The sequence below is a fragment of the Denitratisoma sp. agr-D3 genome, assembly GCF_054658675.1.
Map to the genome: position 1 here is coordinate 166422 of NZ_BAAGIA010000002.1, position 18446 is coordinate 184867.

19 protein-coding genes are annotated in these 18446 nt (G+C 68.2%); 5 read left to right on the plus strand and 14 right to left on the minus strand.

The window, feature by feature from the left end:
* Positions 1–18 precede the first annotated feature (18 nt).
* Both ACYQ2U_RS05800 and ACYQ2U_RS05805 read left to right on the plus strand, forming a co-directional pair.
* A complete protein-coding gene (locus ACYQ2U_RS05800; RefSeq protein WP_459949407.1) occupies positions 19–681 on the plus strand; it encodes a dienelactone hydrolase family protein in 663 nt (220 codons plus the stop codon).
* Positions 678–1034: a cupin domain-containing protein gene (locus tag ACYQ2U_RS05805; protein WP_459949408.1), complete on the plus strand. Its 357-nt coding sequence runs from the start codon at positions 678–680 to the stop codon at positions 1032–1034. Before ACYQ2U_RS05800 ends, ACYQ2U_RS05805 begins: the two co-directional genes overlap by 4 nt.
* 22 nt (positions 1035–1056) lie before the next feature.
* On the opposite strand, the gene ACYQ2U_RS05810 is transcribed toward ACYQ2U_RS05805, so the two are convergent.
* Positions 1057–2049 (minus strand): chemotaxis protein, encoded by a 993-nt coding sequence (locus ACYQ2U_RS05810; RefSeq protein ID WP_459949409.1) that lies wholly within the window; start codon positions 2047–2049, stop codon positions 1057–1059.
* A gap of 115 nt (positions 2050–2164) precedes the next feature.
* Between ACYQ2U_RS05810 and ACYQ2U_RS05815 the strand changes: the two genes are divergently transcribed.
* Positions 2165–3466, plus strand: a complete 1302-nt coding sequence (locus ACYQ2U_RS05815; protein WP_459949410.1) for a DEAD/DEAH box helicase — start codon at positions 2165–2167, stop codon at positions 3464–3466.
* A complete protein-coding gene (locus tag ACYQ2U_RS05820; RefSeq protein ID WP_459949411.1) occupies positions 3463–3936 on the plus strand; it encodes a YaiI/YqxD family protein in 474 nt (157 codons plus the stop codon). The genes ACYQ2U_RS05815 and ACYQ2U_RS05820 overlap by 4 nt, the downstream gene beginning before the upstream one ends.
* Before the next feature lie 15 nt (positions 3937–3951).
* Here the strand turns inward: ACYQ2U_RS05820 and ACYQ2U_RS05825 are convergent, their stop codons facing one another.
* From ACYQ2U_RS05825 to ACYQ2U_RS05885, 13 genes are all read right to left on the minus strand, one after another.
* Positions 3952–4200, minus strand: coding sequence for a hypothetical protein (locus ACYQ2U_RS05825; RefSeq protein ID WP_459949412.1), 249 nt, complete (start codon positions 4198–4200; stop codon positions 3952–3954).
* A gap of 110 nt (positions 4201–4310) precedes the next feature.
* On the minus strand, positions 4311–4856 hold the full coding sequence (locus tag ACYQ2U_RS05830) for a cyclic nucleotide-binding domain-containing protein (protein WP_459949413.1): 546 nt from the start codon (positions 4854–4856) through the stop codon (positions 4311–4313).
* 15 nt (positions 4857–4871) lie between these two features.
* Positions 4872–7748, minus strand: coding sequence for an NHLP bacteriocin export ABC transporter permease/ATPase subunit (locus tag ACYQ2U_RS05835; RefSeq protein ID WP_459949414.1), 2877 nt, complete (start codon positions 7746–7748; stop codon positions 4872–4874).
* Complete coding sequence (locus tag ACYQ2U_RS05840) at positions 7748–9973, minus strand: NHLP family bacteriocin export ABC transporter peptidase/permease/ATPase subunit (protein WP_459949415.1); 2226 nt, start codon at positions 9971–9973, stop codon at positions 7748–7750. The genes ACYQ2U_RS05835 and ACYQ2U_RS05840 overlap by 1 nt, the downstream gene beginning before the upstream one ends.
* A complete protein-coding gene (locus ACYQ2U_RS05845; protein ID WP_459949416.1) occupies positions 9966–11231 on the minus strand; it encodes an NHLP bacteriocin system secretion protein in 1266 nt (421 codons plus the stop codon). Before ACYQ2U_RS05845 ends, ACYQ2U_RS05840 begins: the two co-directional genes overlap by 8 nt.
* Positions 11232–11240: 9 nt before the next feature.
* Positions 11241–12605, minus strand: coding sequence for a TolC family outer membrane protein (locus ACYQ2U_RS05850; RefSeq protein WP_459949417.1), 1365 nt, complete (start codon positions 12603–12605; stop codon positions 11241–11243).
* A 129-nt stretch (positions 12606–12734) separates the two neighbouring features.
* Positions 12735–12881, minus strand: a complete 147-nt coding sequence (locus tag ACYQ2U_RS05855; RefSeq protein ID WP_459949418.1) for a hypothetical protein — start codon at positions 12879–12881, stop codon at positions 12735–12737.
* Positions 12882–12960: 79 nt separating this feature from the next.
* Positions 12961–13113, minus strand: coding sequence for a hypothetical protein (locus ACYQ2U_RS05860; protein WP_459949419.1), 153 nt, complete (start codon positions 13111–13113; stop codon positions 12961–12963).
* Positions 13114–13146: 33 nt separating this feature from the next.
* Positions 13147–13299: a hypothetical protein gene (locus tag ACYQ2U_RS05865; protein ID WP_459949420.1), complete on the minus strand. Its 153-nt coding sequence runs from the start codon at positions 13297–13299 to the stop codon at positions 13147–13149.
* A 102-nt stretch (positions 13300–13401) separates the two neighbouring features.
* A complete protein-coding gene (locus ACYQ2U_RS05870; protein ID WP_459949421.1) occupies positions 13402–13554 on the minus strand; it encodes a hypothetical protein in 153 nt (50 codons plus the stop codon).
* 75 nt (positions 13555–13629) lie between these two features.
* Positions 13630–13797 carry a hypothetical protein gene (locus ACYQ2U_RS05875; protein ID WP_459949422.1) on the minus strand — a complete coding sequence of 56 codons (168 nt, stop codon included), beginning with the start codon at positions 13795–13797 and terminating at the stop codon, positions 13630–13632.
* 28 nt (positions 13798–13825) lie between these two features.
* On the minus strand, positions 13826–13993 hold the full coding sequence (locus ACYQ2U_RS05880) for a hypothetical protein (protein WP_459949423.1): 168 nt from the start codon (positions 13991–13993) through the stop codon (positions 13826–13828).
* A gap of 44 nt (positions 13994–14037) precedes the next feature.
* On the minus strand, positions 14038–14403 hold the full coding sequence (locus ACYQ2U_RS05885; protein WP_459949424.1) for a hypothetical protein: 366 nt from the start codon (positions 14401–14403) through the stop codon (positions 14038–14040).
* Positions 14404–14579: 176 nt separating this feature from the next.
* On the opposite strand from ACYQ2U_RS05885, the gene ACYQ2U_RS05890 reads away from it, so the two are divergent.
* A complete protein-coding gene (locus tag ACYQ2U_RS05890; protein ID WP_459949425.1) occupies positions 14580–18350 on the plus strand; it encodes an AAA family ATPase in 3771 nt (1256 codons plus the stop codon).
* Positions 18351–18446: the final 96 nt, after the last annotated feature.

Below are 18446 nucleotides of genomic sequence, written 5' to 3' on the forward strand. Positions count from 1 at the left end.
CCACGAGAGGAGAACACCATGGCCCTGATCGAATTCCAACGTCCCGACGGCAGCCCCTGTCGCGGCTACCTGGCCGAAGCCGGCCGGGGCAAGCCGGGCATCGTGGTGATCCAGGAATGGTGGGGACTCAACCCGCAGATCTGCGGCATCGCCGACCGCTTTGCCGCCGCCGGCTACAACGCCCTGGCGCCGGACCTCTACCAGGGCCGCATCGCCGGCGATGCCGCGGAAGCCAGCCACATGATGAGCCACCTGGACTTCCCCGGCGCCACCCACCAGGACATTCGCGGCGCGGTGAACCACCTCGCCGCCATCAGCGGCAAGGTGGGCGTCATGGGCTTTTGCATGGGCGGCGCGTTGACCATCGGCGCGGCGGTGCATGTTCCCGGCGTGGCCGCCGGGGTCTGCTTCTACGGCATCCCGCCGGCCGAGTTCGCCGATCCGGCCAAGATCACGATCCCCTTCCAGGGCCACTTCGCCAGCCGCGACGACTGGATCACCCCGGACAAGGTGGACGCCCTCGAGGCGGCCATGAAGGCCGCCGGAAATCCGCCGGAAATCCACCGCTACGTCGCCGACCACGCTTTCTTCAACCAGTTGCGGCCCGAGGTGTACGACGCCGAGGCGTCTGCCCTGGCCTGGCAGCGCACCCTGGCCTTCCTCGCCAAGCACCTGGGATGAAAACCGCCTACGCCGACATCGCCGCCTACGTCACCAAGGACGGTTCGGAAATCCGCGAGCTATTGCACCCGGACCACCACGGCAATCTCAACCAGAGCCTGGCCGAGGCCACGGTGCCGCCGGGCGGCAAGACCCGGCTGCACCGCCATGGACGGACGGAGGAGCTGTATCACGTCAGCGCCGGACGGGGCCTGATGACCCTTGGGGAAGAACACTTTGCGGTGGCGGTGGGCGACACGGTGCTGATCCCGCCCGGGGTGGCCCACTGCATCGAAACCGTCGGCGAGGCGCCGCTGCGCATCCTCTGCTGTTGCAGCCCGGCCTATCGCCACGAGGACACCGAACTGCTCTGAACCGGGCCACGCCCGGCACAGCCTAGGCGATCGCCTGCTCGCTGGAGAACCTGTCCGCCAGGGCGGCCTGCAAGGCTTCGGCGATGCTGGTCGGATTGAACTTCGCCAGGAAACCATCTGCCCCCAGGGCCAGGCCCTTGTCCCGGTTGGAGGACTCGGACATGGAGGAGTGGAGCAATACCTTGACCCCGTCGAAGCGCCGGTCGGCCTTGATCTGGCGGGTCAGCATGAAACCGTCCATTTCCGGCATTTCGATGTCGGTGATGATGAAGGGCATGGTCGTCTCGATCTTGCTGCCCGACGCCTCGGCGGCCTTGGCGATGGCGTCGAGGCGCGTCCAGGCCTCGCGGCCGTTGATCGCGAATTCGGAATTGAGGCCGAGCTTGTCGAGGATTTGTTGCAACTGGTTGCGGGCGAAGGCACTGTCGTCGGCGAAGAAGACCTTAAGGCCCGGCGGGAACGGGCGCTTGGCGAAGGCGGTGGTGGGAAGGTCCACCACGTCGCTCTTGCCCGAAATCATGTGCAGGATCTGCTCAACGTCGAGAATGGACACCAGGCGCCCGTCGGCGAGTTCGGTGACGCCGGTCACCTTCGAGTTGCCGGACAGCATGTCGGGCGGCTGATGCACGTCGCTCCAGTGGATGCGGATGATGGTTTCCACCGACGACACCAGGAAGGCCTGGGTCGAATGGGAAAACTCGGTGACGATCATCAGCGGCGTCGTTGCCGGCGGCGGATTGCCGGTCAGGGCGATCAGGTCGATCACGGGCACCAACATGCCCCGCAGGGAGGCCATGCCACTGACGAACTGCTGGCTTTGCGGCGGCTGGGTGATTTCCACCCGGGGCATGACCTCTTTTACCTTGAAGACATTAATGCCATAAGTGACATCGGAACCCACCTTGAAGAGGAGAAGTTCCATGCGATTGGTGCCCGCCAGGTTGGTGCGGGCATCCACCGAGTCCAGAAGGTTCTGGTCGCGGCCGGAGGTGGTCGGCAAGTGCGCTGTCATCATCGTTTCCCTGAGGTAAGCCTTTTGCAGGGCCTTAAGCCCAGTATAGTCACGCTCCGCCCCGGCCATGGCCGGGGGACGTAAACTTCGCCCCACGCCGCCCTTCCGCCCACGCCCCATGACGTTTGCCACCCTCGGCCTGACCGAACCCCTGTTGCGCACCCTGGCCGACCTCGGCCAGCAAATCCCGACCCCGGTCCAGGCCAAGACGATCCCTGTCGCGCTGGCGGGCCACGACGTGACGGTGCAGGCGCAAACCGGCAGCGGCAAGACCGCCGCCTTCGCCCTGCCCCTGCTGCAACAGTTTCTGGGCAGGGGCGACGCCCTGGGCAGCAATGAAGTGCGCGCCCTGGTGCTGGTGCCCACCCGGGAACTGGCCCGGCAGGTGGCCGAGCAACTGCGCCAGTACGGCCGCCAGCTGCCCCTGCGCCTGGTGACGGCCCACGGCGGCGTCAGCATCAACCCGCAGATGATGGCCCTGCGTCCCGGCGCCCACGTCCTCGTCGCCACCCCCGGGCGCCTGCTGGACCTGCTGGCGCACCGGGCCCTGGTGCTGGATCGCCTGTCCCTGCTGGTGCTGGACGAGGCGGACAAGCTGCTCGACCTGGGTTTCGCCGACGAAGTCGGCGCCCTGCTGGCGCAACTGCCGCGCCAACGCCAAAGCCTGTTTTTCTCCGCCACCTTCCCTCCGCCGGTGCGCGAGCTGGCCGCGCGCCTGCTGCACCAGCCCCGGCACATCGAGAGCGCGGCCAACGCCGCCAACTCGCCCGACATCCGCCAGCGGGCCATCGTCGTGGACCCGTCGCGGCGGACCCAGCTGTTGCGCCACCTACTCCAGACCGAAGCCTGGCGCCAGGCCCTGGTTTTCGTCGCCAGCCAATACGCCTGCGAACTGGTCGCCCACAAGCTGGGCCGGGCCGGCATCGAAGTCGCCGCCCTCCACGGCGGCCTCAGCCAGGAACGCCGCAACCAGGTGGTGGCCGACTTCCGCGCCGGCCACCTGACGCTGCTGATCGCCACCGACGTGGCGGCCCGGGGCCTGGACATCGCCCAACTGCCGGTGGTGGTGAACTACGACCTGCCCCGCGCCACGGCGGACTACATCCATCGCATCGGCCGCACCGGACGAGCGGGCGCACCGGGGCTCGCCATCAGCTTCCTCGACGCCGACAACGAGGGGCATTTCCGGCTGATCGAAAAACGCCAGGACCAACGCCTGCCCCGGGAACAAATACCCGGTTTCGAACCGACGCTGGCGCCGACCGTGCGGGCCGACCGCGCCCCGGCCCTGGCCGACAACGATCCCAACCACCCGGCCAACGGCGGCATCAAGGGCAAGCGCAAAAGCAAGAAAGACAAGCTGCGGGAAGCCGCGGCCCGCAACGGACCGGCGCCGACGACGGAAAGCGAACCGGCATGAACGCAGCGGACGACAGCACGCCGGGCCGCCGCATCTGGGTGGATGCCGACGCCTGCCCGGTGGCGGTGAAGGAAATCCTGTACCGGGCGGCGCAACGCACCCGACTGGTCCTGATCCTGGTGGCCAACCAGTGGTTGAAGGTGCCCGCCTCGCCCTATATCCGCGCAGTGCAGGTACCCCAGGGCTTCGACGTGGCCGACCGCTACATCGCCGAGCGGGTGGCGCCCGGCGACCTGGTGATCACCGCCGACATTCCCCTCGCCGCCGCCGTGATCGAACGCCAAGCCCTGGCCCTCAACCCGCGCGGGGAGCGCTATGACGGCAACAACATCGGCCAGTTGCTGGACCTGCGCAATTTCATGGACACCCTGCGCGCCAGCGGCGTGGACACCAGCGGCCCCGCCGCCTTTAGCGCGGCGGACCGGCAAGCCTTCGCCAAACAATTGGACCGCCTGCTGGCGGCCAAGTGAATGCTGCGACGGATCTCAGCGCACCCGCAGCAGGCGGGCGTTGAGCACCATGTTTTCCAACACCAGCTTGGCGATGGTGGCTGCTGCCATCAACTCCCGGTCTTCCACCGGCAGGTGGCGGTAGGCCCCCGAGTCCAGCAACTCCGCGACGTTAACGCAGGCCAAGCGGCGCAGGTCGTCCTCGTCGAAAGGCAGGTCCGCGTAATCGATCGGGTCTTCCGACTCGATCTCCAACAACAGGTCCAACAATTCCTTGGTGCCCATGCCGTCGCCCTCCATGACCGGATGGGCAAAGTATGCCCGTCCCGGAAAAAAACAAAAGACGATGACGGGGCCTTTGCCCGGGCAAATCCGCTTTTTGCAACGGCCCCCGGCTAGGCGGTGCGGGCCTCGCTGAGGGTGCGCAGCAGGCGGTCGAAGCGGTCGCCGGCCAGGGAGACGCCATCGAGGATGTTGTCGTCCAGTTCGTCCTCGAGGATTTCCTCGCTATCGAGGCCGCTGTCCCCGCCATAGCCCATGCGCTGCATGGTGCCGCGCAGGCGGTCGGCGAGGAACAGGGCCAGGGCGCGGAAGAAGCGGTGGCCGAAGGCCGGGTCCGCCGCCAGTTTGGCCTCCAGGGCCTTCTTGTCCACCTCCAGCACCACGCACTCGCCCTCGGCGGCCACCGTGGCGGAAGGGGGCGCCCGGTCCACGAAGGACAGTTCGCCGATCAACTCGCCGGGGCCGACGCTGGCGATGTGGCCCAGCCCCTTCACGGTGATGCCGAGCCGTCCCTCCAGCAACACGAACAGGGACTGCACCGGCTGGCCCTGGCGCACGATCGCGGTGCCGGCATCGATGCGACGCTTGATGCCGTTGCGGGACAACCAGTCCACGTCCATGTCGTCCAACTGCCCCAGGATGTAAAGCACCTTGCGCATGACACAACTCCTTCGCTAAAAAACCTGACGCCGCGCCAGTTCGGCGAACACGCCGCTGCCCGCGCGCAACTCCGCCACCGTGCCGCTTTCCACCAGCCGTCCCTGACTCATCACCAGCACCCGATCCACCGATTCGATGGTGGTCAGCCGATGGGCCACCACCAGGCGGGTGATGTTGAGGGTCTTCAGGCTTTCGGTGACGATGGCCTGGGTGCGGTTGTCCAGGGCGCTGGTGGCCTCGTCCAGGATCAGGATGCGGGGCTTGCGCACCAGGGCGCGGGCGATCATCAGCCGCTGGCGCTGACCGCCGGAGAGGGTGCCGCCCCCCTCCATCAACACCGTGTGCATGCCCATGGGCATGGCCCGGATGTCCTCGTCCAGGCCCACCAGGCGCGCCGCTTCCCAGGCATCGGCAAGGCTTGCCTCGTCCTGGCCGACGATGTTGCTCAACACGCTGCCGGGCAGGATGCGGCCGCTTTGCAGCACCACCGCCACCTGGGCGCGCAGGGCGTCCAGGTTGAGGCGACTGGCCGGCTTGCCGTCGAAAAAGATTTCGCCCTGGCTCGGATTCTCCAGCCCCAGCAGCAGCCGCAACACCGTGGACTTACCGCTGCCGGAAGGCCCCACCAGGGCCGCGAACTCCCCGGCGCGCAGGGTGAAGGACAGATCCTGTACCACCGGCGCCGCGTCGGCCTGGTAGGCGAAGCTGACCCCGGCGAACTCCACCGCGCCGTCAAGCACGCCGGGGGAGCTGCGCCCCGCCTGGTTTTCCGGCGGCGCCTCGAGGATGGGCTTGGCCCGCTCATAGAGGGGCAGGGCGCCGAGGGTGGCGGTGAGGCTTTGCACCAGATGGGTCATGGCGCCGAGGAACTGGCCATAGGCCGCCTGGAAGGCCAGGAAGGAACCGGCCCCCAGCATCTTCACCTCGCCCTCGCTGTCCACCAGGGCCTTGAGGGCGGCCTCGGCGGCGGTGCTTTTCATCAGCCAGGCCACCGCGGCGAAAATCGCCACCGTCGCCAGGGGCGGGAACAGGGCCTGGAACACCGCCTGGTCGGCGGCGAGTTTCTGGGCGCGGACGAAGCGCCGCTTCTGGTCGGCGTAATGGCCGGCCCAGGCACCCACGGCGCGGTCCTGGGCCGCCGCCACCTTGAGCTTGGTGACCCCGGTCACCAGTTGCAGCACCAGGCCTTCCACCTTGCCGCGATTTTCCGCCTGGGCCCGCTCGTGGCGCAGTTGCAGGATGGTGAGGGCGACGGTCACGGCCAGGGAAACGACGGTCAGACCCACCGCCACCAGGGCGAGGCGCACGTCGTAGGCGAACAGCACGCCCAGGCTGACGAAGGAAAACACGCCCCCCACCAGGGCCGCCACCGACGAGCCGGCCAGCAGCTGGCGGATGGCCTGAACGCCGAGCACCCGGTCCGACAGGTCCCCCGCCGTGTATTGCTTGAAGAAGGTGGCGGGCAGGCGCAACAGACGGTCGAACAGGGCGGACTGGAGGCCTGCGTCGAGACGGCCCTCGATGCGCAGCAGGGCCACGCCCTTCACCAACTCGAAGGCGCCGGTGCACAGGGCCGCCGCCACCAGGCCGCCCACCAGCACCGCCAGTTGTCCCCGGTCGGCGGCGGGAATGATCTCGTCCACCAGCAGGCCGGTGCCCACCGGCACCAGCAGGGCGAGCAGGGCCGCGGCCAGGGATAGAACCAGGAAACCCTTGAGGTCGGGCAGGCTGGCGCCCAGGCCCAGGTGCAGCAGGCTGCGCCAGCGCAGCCGACCGTCGGGCAGGCGCGGATAGAGCATCACGCCGTCGGCGGCCAGGGCGAGCGCGCTGACCTCGTCCACCTCGCCGCCCTGGTCCGTGGCCGGATTCCACCAAGTGTAGCCACCGCCGGCACGGGGCAGCAGGGCCACCGGCTGGCGGCTGTCCTGGGTCCAGCCCAGCAGGGCGCCGCTTTCCCGTCGCCACCAATCGCCCCGCAGCAGCACGCCGCGACTGCGCAGACCCGAGGCCTTGATCAAAATGTCGAGACGACTGCCGCGCAGGTAACGCAATTCCTCCAGTCCCGGCTCGCGCACCTCGACGCCGACGTTGTCCGCCACCCGGCGCAGGGCCTGGAGCAGGGCATCGCCGCCGGCGCTGGGCAGGTTGACGCGGGCCTGGGGCAGCACCGCGTCCACCAGTTGACCGAGGCCGCTGGACAGGGCGGCGCGGGAACGCTCGGCGCGACGTTGCAGGCGGTCCGCCTGCTGGGCACGGCGCCGAGCCACGAGGCGTTGCACCAGGATGGCCGCCAGGCCGTGGAAGTCGGCCAGGGCCGCGACCACGTCGGCCCCCAGAGCCTCGCTGCCACGCAACTCCAGCTCCGCCTCCTCGGTGGCCTGCAACCAGAGGCTGGGTCCCAGGGGCAGGGGGGCGCTGCCGGCTTCACGCAGAAAGTCCACATCGTCGAGCAGGCGCAAACGGCCCCGGCTGACGCGGCACCACAGCAGCCGTTGGGCGCTGCCCACCAGCACGCCGTCCTGGGGCAGCAACAGGCTGCCCTCGGCGGCGATGCGGTCGCAGCGCAGCACCGGCGCCTCCTGCAAGGGCACCATCAGGGCTTGCAACCAGGCGTCGATATCCCGTGGCGCGGGCGCGGCCTCGGCGGCGATGCGGCAGGCGAGGCCGCCCACGGCAATAACGCCAACGTTTTCCGCGTCCTGGCTTGCCAGGGGCAGGGGGAAGAACACTTGGCCCGGCCCGACCCGCAGCAGGAACACCCGGGCACCGTCGCCGCGACCAGCGTGCACCGGCACGGCGAAGAGGTCCACGAAACCCTGTTCGACCCGCCAGGGATGATCAGCCTGCCACAGGGCCAGGGGTTGGTCGGCGTTCAAAATGATCGTGCTCATCAGCGGCCCGCCCGGATCAAGTCGGCATAGGCCCCGTCCCGGGCCACCAGGCTGTCATGGTTGCCCCGCTCCACCACGCGGCCATGGCGCAGGACGATGATCTCGTCGCAGTCGCGGATGGTGGACAGGCGGTGGGCGATGATCACGCAAGTGCAGCCGCGCCGGCGCAGGTTGTCGTCGATCTGTTTTTCCACCACCGGATCGAGGGCGGCGGTGGCTTCGTCCAGCACCAGGATGGAAGGATCACCCACCAGGGCCCGGGCCAGTTCCAGGCGCTGGCGCTGGCCGCCGGAAAAGTTCATGCCGCCCTCGGCCACGGCGGCGCCCAGGTGGCCGGGCCGGGCCATGATCTCGGCGTGGATCTCGGCATCCTTGAGGGCCTGTACCAGGGCCGCCTCGGGCACGCTGTCGTCCCACAGGGTGAGGTTGTCGCGCACCGTGCCCTCGAACAAAAAGATGTCCTGGTCCACGTAGGCCACGGAATTGGCCATCAGGTCGGGATCGATCTCCGCCACCGGTCGACCGTCGATCAGCACCTCGCCCTGCCAGGGCCGGTAGAGACCGCAGAGCAGGCGGCCCAGGGTGGACTTGCCGCTGCCGGAAGCGCCCACCAAGGCCACCCGCATGCCCGGCGCCAGGCGCATGGCGAAGTCGCTGACCAGGGCGTCCTCGCAGGGGTTGTAGCCGAACACGATGTCGCGCATTTCCACCCGGCCCTCCAGCCGCGCCACGCCGGCCTGGGCGACAGGAGGCTTGGGTTCCGGCTGACCGAGCACGTCGCCGAGCCGTTCCAGGTCGCTGGTCACCGCCTGCAAGCGGCTGCCCAGGCCCACCAGGGACGTCATGGGGCCGGTGAGGGAGCCCATCAGGGTCTGGATCGCCACCAGGGAACCGATGGACAACTCGCCGCCGATCACGCGCAAACCGCCCAGGCCGAGGATGGCGGCGGTGGTCAGGCTGGAGAGCAGGGCCGGACTGGCGTTGAGCATGCCGTCCTGGAAACCCAGTTCCTGCTGGGTGCTCAGGGCCTGGGCCTGGTAGCCGCTCCAGGCGGCGAAGGCGGCATTCTCGCCGCCGCCCACCTTGAGGGTTTCGATGGTGACGATGGTGCTGGCCGTGGCGCCGAGCAACTTGCCCTGATCGTTGGCCAGCTTGCGATTGAGGTCGGTGCGACGGCGCGACGCCAGGCGCAGCAGGGCGATGTTGGCCAGGGTGGCGGCGACGCCGAGGCAGGCCAGGGTCAGGTCGTAGCCGGCCATGGCGATGACGTAGAGCAGGGCGGCGGACAGGTTGAACAGATTGGTGGACAACTCGCCGGAGAGCAGTTGCGCCACCCGCTCGGTGGCGGCGAAGCGGTTGGCCAGGTCGCCGCTCTGGCGCGGCGTGAAGAACTCCTGGGGCAGGCGCAGCAGGCGGCTCAGGTAGCGGGTCGCCATCACCGTGGACAAGCCGGCCTGGAGCCGCACCAGGGCGTGGCGCTGAAACCAGGTCAGCGCCGTCTGGAACAGACCGGCGGCCAGCAGGCCGAGACAGAGGGGAACCACCCAGGTCTTCATCTGCTGCACCAGCACCTGGTCCACGAATTGTTTGGAAAGGGCGGGAATGACGATGCCAGGCACCGCCAACATGATGGACAGGGCCGCCACGTAACCCAGGGTGCGACGCGCTTCGCCCAGGTGATCGAACAACTGCCGCCAACCCCGGGGCGGCTGGCCGCCGGGCTGGAACTCGGGCCCCGGCGTAAAGGCCAGCACCACGCCGGTGAAGGATTCATTCAGCTCCGCCAGATCCACCTGGCGCGGCCCCAGGCTGGGATCGTTGAGGTAGGCCTTGCCGCCGACGATGCCCTCGAACACCAGATAGTGGTTGAAGTTCCAGTGGATGATGGAGGGCAGGGGCAGGCTGGCGAGCTGTTCCGGTTCCTTCTTGAAACCCTTGGCGTTCAGCCCGTTCACCCGCGCCGCCTTGAGCACGTTGGAGGCCTTGCTGCCGTCCCGGGACACGCCGCATTCCAGGCGCAACTGTTCGAGGGACACCCAGCGCCCGTGGTAGCCGAGGATCATCGCCAGGCTGGCGGCGCCGCATTCGGCGGCCTCCATCTGCAACACCGTGGGCGTGCGCACCCGCGTTCCGCCCTCGCCCTTGGCGCCGAGGTTCAGCCGCGCGCGCTGCCCGCCCAGGAAAGCGACGATGGCGTTCGCCGCGCCGCGCAGACGCTCAATCACCGCTGAACACCTTGCGCAGGAAGGGCAGCACCAGCTCGATGGGACGTTGCTCGCGCACCGTGATGGCGGCATCCACCGTGGTGCCGGTGGTCAGTTCCACCTCGGCGCCCCGGCCCGAGGTCCAGGCGTAGCCGCTGGGGGTATCGGCCGGGGTCAAGTCGATGCGGGCCTCGTAGGGCGCGCCGGACTTGGCGTAACCCGCCACCAGGCTTTCGTTCTGCACCACGGCGGCCATGCCCTGCTGGGTGGCGGGGAAGGCGGCCACCTGGGTCACCTTGCCCAACAACATGCCGGACTCTTCCTTCTTCACCGTAGACGGCGCCACCCGGGCCACCATCGCGGTCTTCACTTTCTTGCCGTGCTCGGTGGGAATGTAGACCACCGCCTGCAAGCTGCCGCCCCGGGTTTCAATCCCCACCAGGGGCTGGCCGGTACTCACCACGGCACCGTCGGCCACCTTGATTTCGGTCACCCGGCCATCGTCGGGGGCCAGCACCTGGGCCGACTCACCCAGGGTCGTTTTCAATTCCTCGGCCCGGTGGCGGGCCTCGGTGGCGCTGTTTTCCTTGCGCGCCAATTCACTGTCCATGGCGGCCTGGGCCGTGGCCTCTTCCGCGCTGAGGGAAATCAACTGGGCCTGGGCCTCCGCCGCCTCGCGCTTGGCCTGGCTTAGTTCGTTGCGGGTTTCCTGGATGCGCTCCGCCGTGGCGAAGCCCATCTGCAACATCTCCTGACGGTTGGCCACCTGCTTTTCCAAGTAGGCGATGCGGGCCTGGGCCGAAGCCAGTACCTGCTTGAGGGCCGTGGCGCGCTGACGCAGGGTGTCGCGCTTGAAGGCCAGTTCCTTTTGCAACTGGGCGCGGCTGCGCGCCAGGTCCTTGTCCAGTTCCGCCGCCATGGTGGTGGCGTGGGCCAGGCGCTGTTCCGTTTCCACCTGGCGGATGGTGGCCACCGGCTGGCCCTTGCGTACCCGTTCGCCGAGCTTGACCGAGACCTTTTCGACAATGCCGCTGGCGGGGCTCATGGCCGCCACCACGCGGCCCCCTTCCGCCACCAGAATGCCCTTGGCCGGCACCGAGGTGGGAATGCGGCCGAAGATGCCCCAGCCGAGGACGAACACCAGGATCAGGGCGAAGGCCGCCAGGGCCAGCCAGGAACGCGGATCGGCGATGGTGACCAACTGGTCCAGCTGGTCGGGGGAGGACAGCCGCTCCAGGGCGACCTTGCGGAACAGGCGATCTTGCAGGTTGGCAGACATGGGGCTTTCCTATTCCAGCTCGGCGCCGAGGCCGAACCAGTTGCTCCGGGCCCGTTCCAGGTGGCGGGCCGGATCGTGGATGGAGACCGGCAGATCGAGCCGGCGGGCGGTGAGGGCGCCGGTGGCGGCGATCAGCTGAAAGGCCGCCACCACCTCGTCGCGACGGGCCTGGGCCAGGTTCACCTGGGCGTTGAACAGTTCCTGCTCGGCGTTGAGCACGTCGAGCAAGGTGCGGGTGCCCATGCGCTGGTACTCGGCCTGGGCACCCTGGTAGGCCACTTCATTGGCCTTCACCGAGGCCTCGAAGCTGCCCACCCGCGCCCGCGCCGTGAGCAGGCCGTTCCAGGCGGTGAGGGCACCTTGGCGGGCGGCCCGGCGGGTCGCCTCCAATTCCTCGCGACGCTGCTCGACACCGAGGGCGCTGCCGCGGATGCGGGCCTGCTGGGTGCCGCCGGCGAAGAGGGGCATGGTCAGTTGCACGCCGACCTTGCGCTCGAAATAGTCGTCCACCCCCACCGCCGAATTGGTGCTGCGACTGCCTTGGGCCTGGAGGCTGATGGTGGGCAGCAGGGCGGCCCTGGCTGCGTCGTTGCTGGCCTGGTCGGCGGCCACGTTGCGTTCCGCCGCCACCACCGCCGGCGCTTCCGTCACGGCCCGCTGCACGGCCTCGGCCATGGAAGCGGGCAGCAGGGGCAGCTTGGCGGGAAACACCAGGCTGCCCGGCGCCTGGCCGATCACGGTTTCATAAACCGCCTTGGCGGTATCGAGGGACTCCAGGGCCACGTCCAGGTTGGCCTGGGCGTTGGCGCGCCGCGCCTGGGCCTGGGCCAGGTCGGTGCGGGTGGACAGTTGACGCTGGAAGCCGGCCTCGGCTGCCGCCAACTGTCGTTCCAACACCTCGGCGTTGCGCCGGCTGTGGGCCACCACGGCTTCCGCTTGCAGCACGTCCATGTAGGCCTGGGCCGCCGTCAACAGAATGTTCTGTTCATTGCCCAGCAATTGGGCGCGGCCGGCCATGACCCGTTCCTCCGCTGCCTTGATGGCGTTGTTGGCCTGGCCGAAATCGAACAGGCGCTGCGTCAGGGAAATCGTGTTCTGGCGGCCGTCCAGGGTGGTGAGGGTGGTGTCGTTGCCGCTGCGGATGCGGCTCGCGGTGCGGCCCGAGGTGGTGCTCAGGCTGAGGTTGGGGCGCCAGGCGGCCACCGCCTCGGCCACCGATTCGTCGAGTACGCCGACGCCGAGACGGCCGGCGCGCAAGCTGGGGTTGCTGGCATAGGCCACGGCCAGGGCCTCGCTCAGGGTCTCGGCGCGGACCGCCGTCCCGCTTGTCGTCAGGAACAGAACAACACAGACAAAAAAACCGAAACGACGCATGAGGTGAAACCCGGATCGGAGACCGATGAAAAAAACAAAAGCCCGTGCAAGGTTTTTGCACAGGCGACGGGCAGGAAACCCTATTCCGGACAGACTGGCTTGCGCCAGTCGACCGCTAGGAGATCGGGTTCACCCAATCTTCACATCGGCTGACGTTTTCATCCGGCTTGTCGGCGTCGAGCCGGCGGCCACTTTTTCAAGCTGGCTGTCGCTCAACTCGCCGTCCTTTTCCGGGATCGGCTGGATGTCCTGCTGGGGTTCAATCTTGTCGTTCATGGTCTGTTCCTTTTGGCTGCTATCGGCCGGATGAAGGGCAAGCCCTCCATTCCAGCCCCATGGAAAACGCAGGGAATGCTCAGTCCCGACGCTTGCCTTCGAGACTGACGGGCCCACGGATCTGGCTGCTGGTGCCCGCGGCGACCTGCTCCAACTGAGCATCATCCAGCTCACCATGGATTTGTGCAGGCACTTCCACTTCCCCTAGCTTGGTTTTCTCTTCATTGTTCATGACCATCACCTGATCCAAAATTATCCGTGGTGCCTAGTAGTGATTCTTGTGTTTGGCATAGTGGCCGCCACTACCCCCTGCGGCGACTTTTTCAAGTTCGCTGTCCTTTAACTCGTCATCCTTCGCCTCGATTTCATGGTCCAGCGTCGGTTCCGCGGGCTGCTTGGTTTGGTCCTGTTGATTCATTGTTTTCCTTTCGCGCTTTCCATGGGTGATAGTGAAGGCTTACCGGGGATGACGGTCGCCATTTTTTTGGGCCGTCGATAATCTGCCGACAAAATGTCAGCCTCAGTTCATGTTCTTGGGAAGGTTGCTACTGCTGGGGCCATGGGACATCGGTGTCGAGCCAGCGGCGACTTTTTCAAGCTGGCTGTCGCTCAACTCGCCGTCCTTTTCCAGCATCGGTTGGATGTCCTGCTGGGGTTCAATCTTGTCGCTCATCATCTTTCCTTTCAGCGCTTAGATGGAACCAATCACGCGGCGGCGATGGACAGCAGCCACCTGCACCACTGGCCATCACTTCCAATATTCACGCATTTTTTTGTCTGCCGCTCGCTGCTCAGGCAGCACAGTAGAGCCAGCAGCCACCTGCTCCAACTGGCTATCGCTCAACTCGGCCTTGTCTTGGGATAGGGCCTTGCTTGCTTGTTCTTCTTGCAATGCGGATTGGGGCTTTTGGTTCATGGTCATCGCTCCTATGGTGCCGATGGCGTCAGTTGCGGCGGGCAAAGTTGTCGCTGGCCTTGGGATCATTGCTATCCAAAGGCGTGGCGCAATTGGGCCGGGAACCGGCGGACACCTTTTCCAATTGGCTGTCGTTCAATTCGCCGTTGATCTGGGGCTGCTCAGGCAGGGTCTTGGTTTGTTGCTCATTGCTCATGACTGCTCCTTGTTGCCGTAAAAATAGAAAACTCATGGGGGGGCTTAGCCGCCGTTGTTGCCGTCGGAGCCGCACTTCTCTACGCCATAACGATTCACGTAGCAGGTCGGGGTCTGGCCGCCGCTGGCACCGGCGGACACCAGTTCCAGGTCGGCGTCGGACAATTCGTCGTTGGCCGCCTCGGCACCGATCACCGGCGGCAACACCAGCACGCAACGGTCGTCGCTCTCCTCGATCACCTCCAGCTTGACCCGGGGATCCCAGTTCACGCCGAGGAATTCCTTGAGGGCACCCTTGGGGTCGGCCTTGAGGGCGGCGCGGAAACGCAAATCCTGCTGGGCCTTGAACAGGATGGCCCGTTGCACCGACAGGCGGTTCTCCAGCAGTTTTTCGGGATTCAGTGACAACATCGTTCAGCTCCTTGTGGGCCCGGTGGGGAATGCATCAGGGATCACACGACGGCCGCGCTGTAACACAAAAATCCGCGAAAGCCGGTATCGTAGAACCCTGCGTTTTGACTGGGACCGATTCTGCGCAGCCCACGTCACAGGATCGTCACAGGCCGCCGTTGCTGGCATTGAAGGGCATGAAACACATCACACAAAGAAGCATCTTGCGCACGCTGGGCGGCTGGCGCTTGGAAATCGACGGATCACCCGCGGCCGGTCCCGGCTACCGCAAGGGGCGCGGCCTGCTGGCGTTTCTCTCCCTGGAAGAGGGCTGGCATTCCCGGGAAAAACTCGGCGACCTGCTCGCCATCCGCTCCCCCGGCCACCTGCGCCAATTGCTCTCCAACCTGCGCGGCGCCCTCGACCTGCCCGACGGCACCGCCGGCCTGCTGGTGGAACACAACCTGGTCCGCCTCAATCCCGACTATCCCCTCTGGCGGGACACCGCCCTGTTCCTCGCGCCGCCGGCCAACGGCAAGACCGACGCGGCCACCCTGGCCTTGCTCGATGCCCAGATCGACCTGTACGGCGGCGAATTCCTCCACGGCCTGACCCTGCCCGACTGTCCCGACTTCGAGGAATGGGTGGAAACCCGGCGCAACCAATGCCAGCGCCACGCCGTTTCCCTGCTCGACCAGGCCCGGCGCCTGGCGGAAGGCAGCGGCCAGAGCGAGCGTGCCCTCGGCTACGCCCGCCGCCTGGCGGAGCTGGACCCCTGGAACGAAAACGCCCAGCGCCAGGTGATCCGCCTCTTGGCCCTGGCCGGCAACACCGCCGCCGCCCTGGCCCAATACGACGATTGCAGCCGCATGTTGGAGCGGGAGCTGGGCGTGGCCCCCGATGTCGAAACCGAGGACCTGGTAGCCCGCATCCGCGCCGGCAAGCTCCAGGACGAGCAGGCCCCGGCGGCGGTGGCGACCACCGAGCGGCGCCTGGTGACGGTGCTCTGCTGCGACCTGCACCTGCCCGACGCCGAGGACGTGGACCTGATCGCCGAAACCCTGGCGCCCCTGCGTCAGCGCTGCCAGGCCCTGATCGCCGAGGCCGGCGGACACCGCATCGTCAGCCAGGGCAGCCGCCTGCTGGCCTACTTCGGCTTTCCCCTGGCCCGGGAAAACGCCGCCCGCCACGCGGTCCAGGCGGCCCTGGCCATCGTGCGCGAAACGCCCGCCGGCGTGGGCTTGCAACTGGGCGTCCATAGCGGCCCGGTGATCGTCGATGCCCGCGCCGGCGAACCGGACATCGCCGGCGTCGCCTCGTCCTGGGCCATCGCCCTGGCCGAGGCCGCCGCCCCCGGCAGCCTGTCCATCAGCGAGCCCACCCGCTGCCTGGTGCAGGGCTACTTCCATTGCCAGGCCCTGGGCGACCTGTCGTCGCGCCAACGGCGCGACCGCCTGCCGGCCTACCGCGTGCTCGGCGAAACCGGCGCCGTCACCCGCCTGCAAAGCCGTTCCGAACTGGGCCCCCTGGTGGGCCGCGAAACGGAACTGGCCGAGTTGTTGAGCCTGTGGCAGGAATCCCGCCAGGGCCGCCATCCCAGCCTGTTGATCCGGGGCGACGCCGGTATCGGCAAATCGCGCCTGGTGCACAGCCTCATCGAGCGCCTCGGCGACGAGGCCCACGACCTGCTGGAAATGCGCTGCCACCCCGAGTTCAGCCAGACCCCCTTCCATCCGGTGCTGACCCTGCTCTCGGCCCGCTTCGGCTTCGCCCGCGCGGACGACGACCGGCAGAAGCAAGACAAGATCGCGGCCTACCTGGCCGGCGTCGCCGCCATCGTCCCGGCGCCGGAGGAAGCCCTGGCGCTGCTCACCGACGTGTTGCACCTGCCGCCGCCGGCCAACGCCGCCGTGCTCGACCTGCCGCCGCAACAGCGCAAGGAAAAGACCGGCGAGCTGTTGCTGAGCCTGATCCAGGGCCTGGCCCACGACCGCCCGGTGCTGCTGATCCTGGAGGACCTGCACTGGTGCGACCCCTCCACCCTGGACCTGCTCACCCGCCACGTCCATCGCAAGTTCGGCGCCCCCGTGCTGACCCTGATCACCACCCGCCCCGGCCTCGACTGGCAAGCGGCGGACGCCATCCTCGATCTGCCGCCCCTGGCCCCCGACGACACCGGCGCCCTGGTGCACCACCTGGCGGGCAACCTGTCGCCGGCCGCCCAGGCGCGCATCGTCGCCTGGTCCGACGGCATTCCCCTGTTCGCCGAGGAAATGGCGCGCATGGCCGCCCCCGACCACGATGGCGCCCAGGACACGCCCCTCACCCTGCAAGAACTGCTGGCCTCGCGCCTCGACGCCACCGGCCCGGCCAAGGCCACGGCACAACTGGCCGCCGCCCTCGGCCGCGAGTTCGACACCGAGTTGTTGAAGCAGGTCTCGCCCCTCTCCGCCGAGGCGGTGGACCAGGACCTGGCGCGGCTCCTCGGCAACGGCCTGATCCTGCCCCTGGCCCCCGGCGCCCACCAGTTCAAGCACGCCCTGATCCAGGACGCCGCCTACCAATCCCTCGCCCGCAGCCAGCGCCAGGGCCACCATCGCCGCATCGCCGAGGTCCTGGCGGCGGATGGCGGACAGGACGCGCCGCCGGAAGTCCTGGCCCGCCACCTGACCCTGGCCGGCGACCTGCTCGCCGCCATCCCGCAGTGGCTGCGGGCGGGCCGCTGGGCCGCAGCCCACTCCGCCAACCAGGAAGCGGCGGACCACTTCGAGCAAGGCCTGGCCCTGGTGGCGCAACTACCCGCCTCGGAACACCAGGTGCGGCTCGAATTCGCCCTGCAAGAAGCCCTCGGCACCCTGCGCGTGGCCCTGCTCGGCTACGGCTCCCAGGGTGCCCGCGACTGCTTCGCCCGGGCCGAGGCCCTGAGCCGCGAAGTGGGCGACGACGCCGCCTCCTTCCCGGTCATGTTCGGCCTCTGGCAGGGCGGCCGCTCGGTGAACCTCACCGCCGCGCCCCTGGAATTCGCCGCCCGCCTCGACCGCATCGCCCAGTCCTCCGGCGATCCGGCCCACCGCCTGGTGACCGACTACGCCTACGGCAACAACCTGTTCTGGCTGGCCCGCTACGACGACGCCCGGCACCACCAGGAAAGCGCCCTGGCGGCCTCCGACCGGGTCAGCGGCAACCACCTGATCGCCCACTACGGCGAGGACTCGCGCATCCTGGCGCGCAGCTTCCTGGCCTGGACCCTGTGGTTCCAGGGCCATGCCGATCAGGCCCGACAACAGATGGAACGGGCCATGGCCGACGCCCGCGCCGGCGGCCACGCCCACAGCCTCGGCTTCGCCCTCACCTTCGCCGCCGTGCTCAACCGCCATCTGGGCCTGCCGGCGGAAACCGCACGGCTCTGCGCCGAGCTGGGCCAGTTGGCGGAAAAGCACGGTCTCTCCCTCTGGCTGGCGGCGGCGGCCACCGTCGGCGGCTGGGCCCGGGTGGCCCTGGGCGACCCGGAAGGCCTGCCCCCCATCCTGGCCGGCGTCGCCGCCTCGCGGGTGGCGATGCGCCTGGTGGAAGCCACCTTCCGTTCCTTCCAGGTGGACGCCCAACTGCGCCTCGGCCAGCACGCCGAGGCCCTCGCCGGGGCGCGGGAAACCATTGCACTGGCCGAATCCTACGAGGACGTCTACCTCCTGCCCGAGCTGCTGCGGCTCCAGGCCAACGCCCTGGCCGCCCTGCGGCCCGACGACGACGAAGTGACGGCGCTGTTGCGCCAAGCGCTGACCACCGCCCGCCAGCAGGGTGCCAAGATCCTCGCCCTGCGCTGCGCCTGCGACCTGTGCACCGTGCCCGCCACGCCCGCCGAGGACGCCCAGGACCTGCTCGCCGCATGCCGCGCCGAATGCCGCGAAGGCGCCGACACGCCGGACCTGCAACGGGCCGACGCGCTGCTGGCCACCGTACCGGGCTGAACACCGTCCGGCCATTTGCGAAGATCGTCCCGTCTCCCTGCGCCTGATGCGCGAGGGAGTGGCCTGGCCCTTGGGGCTTGCCAGCGCTGGAGACTT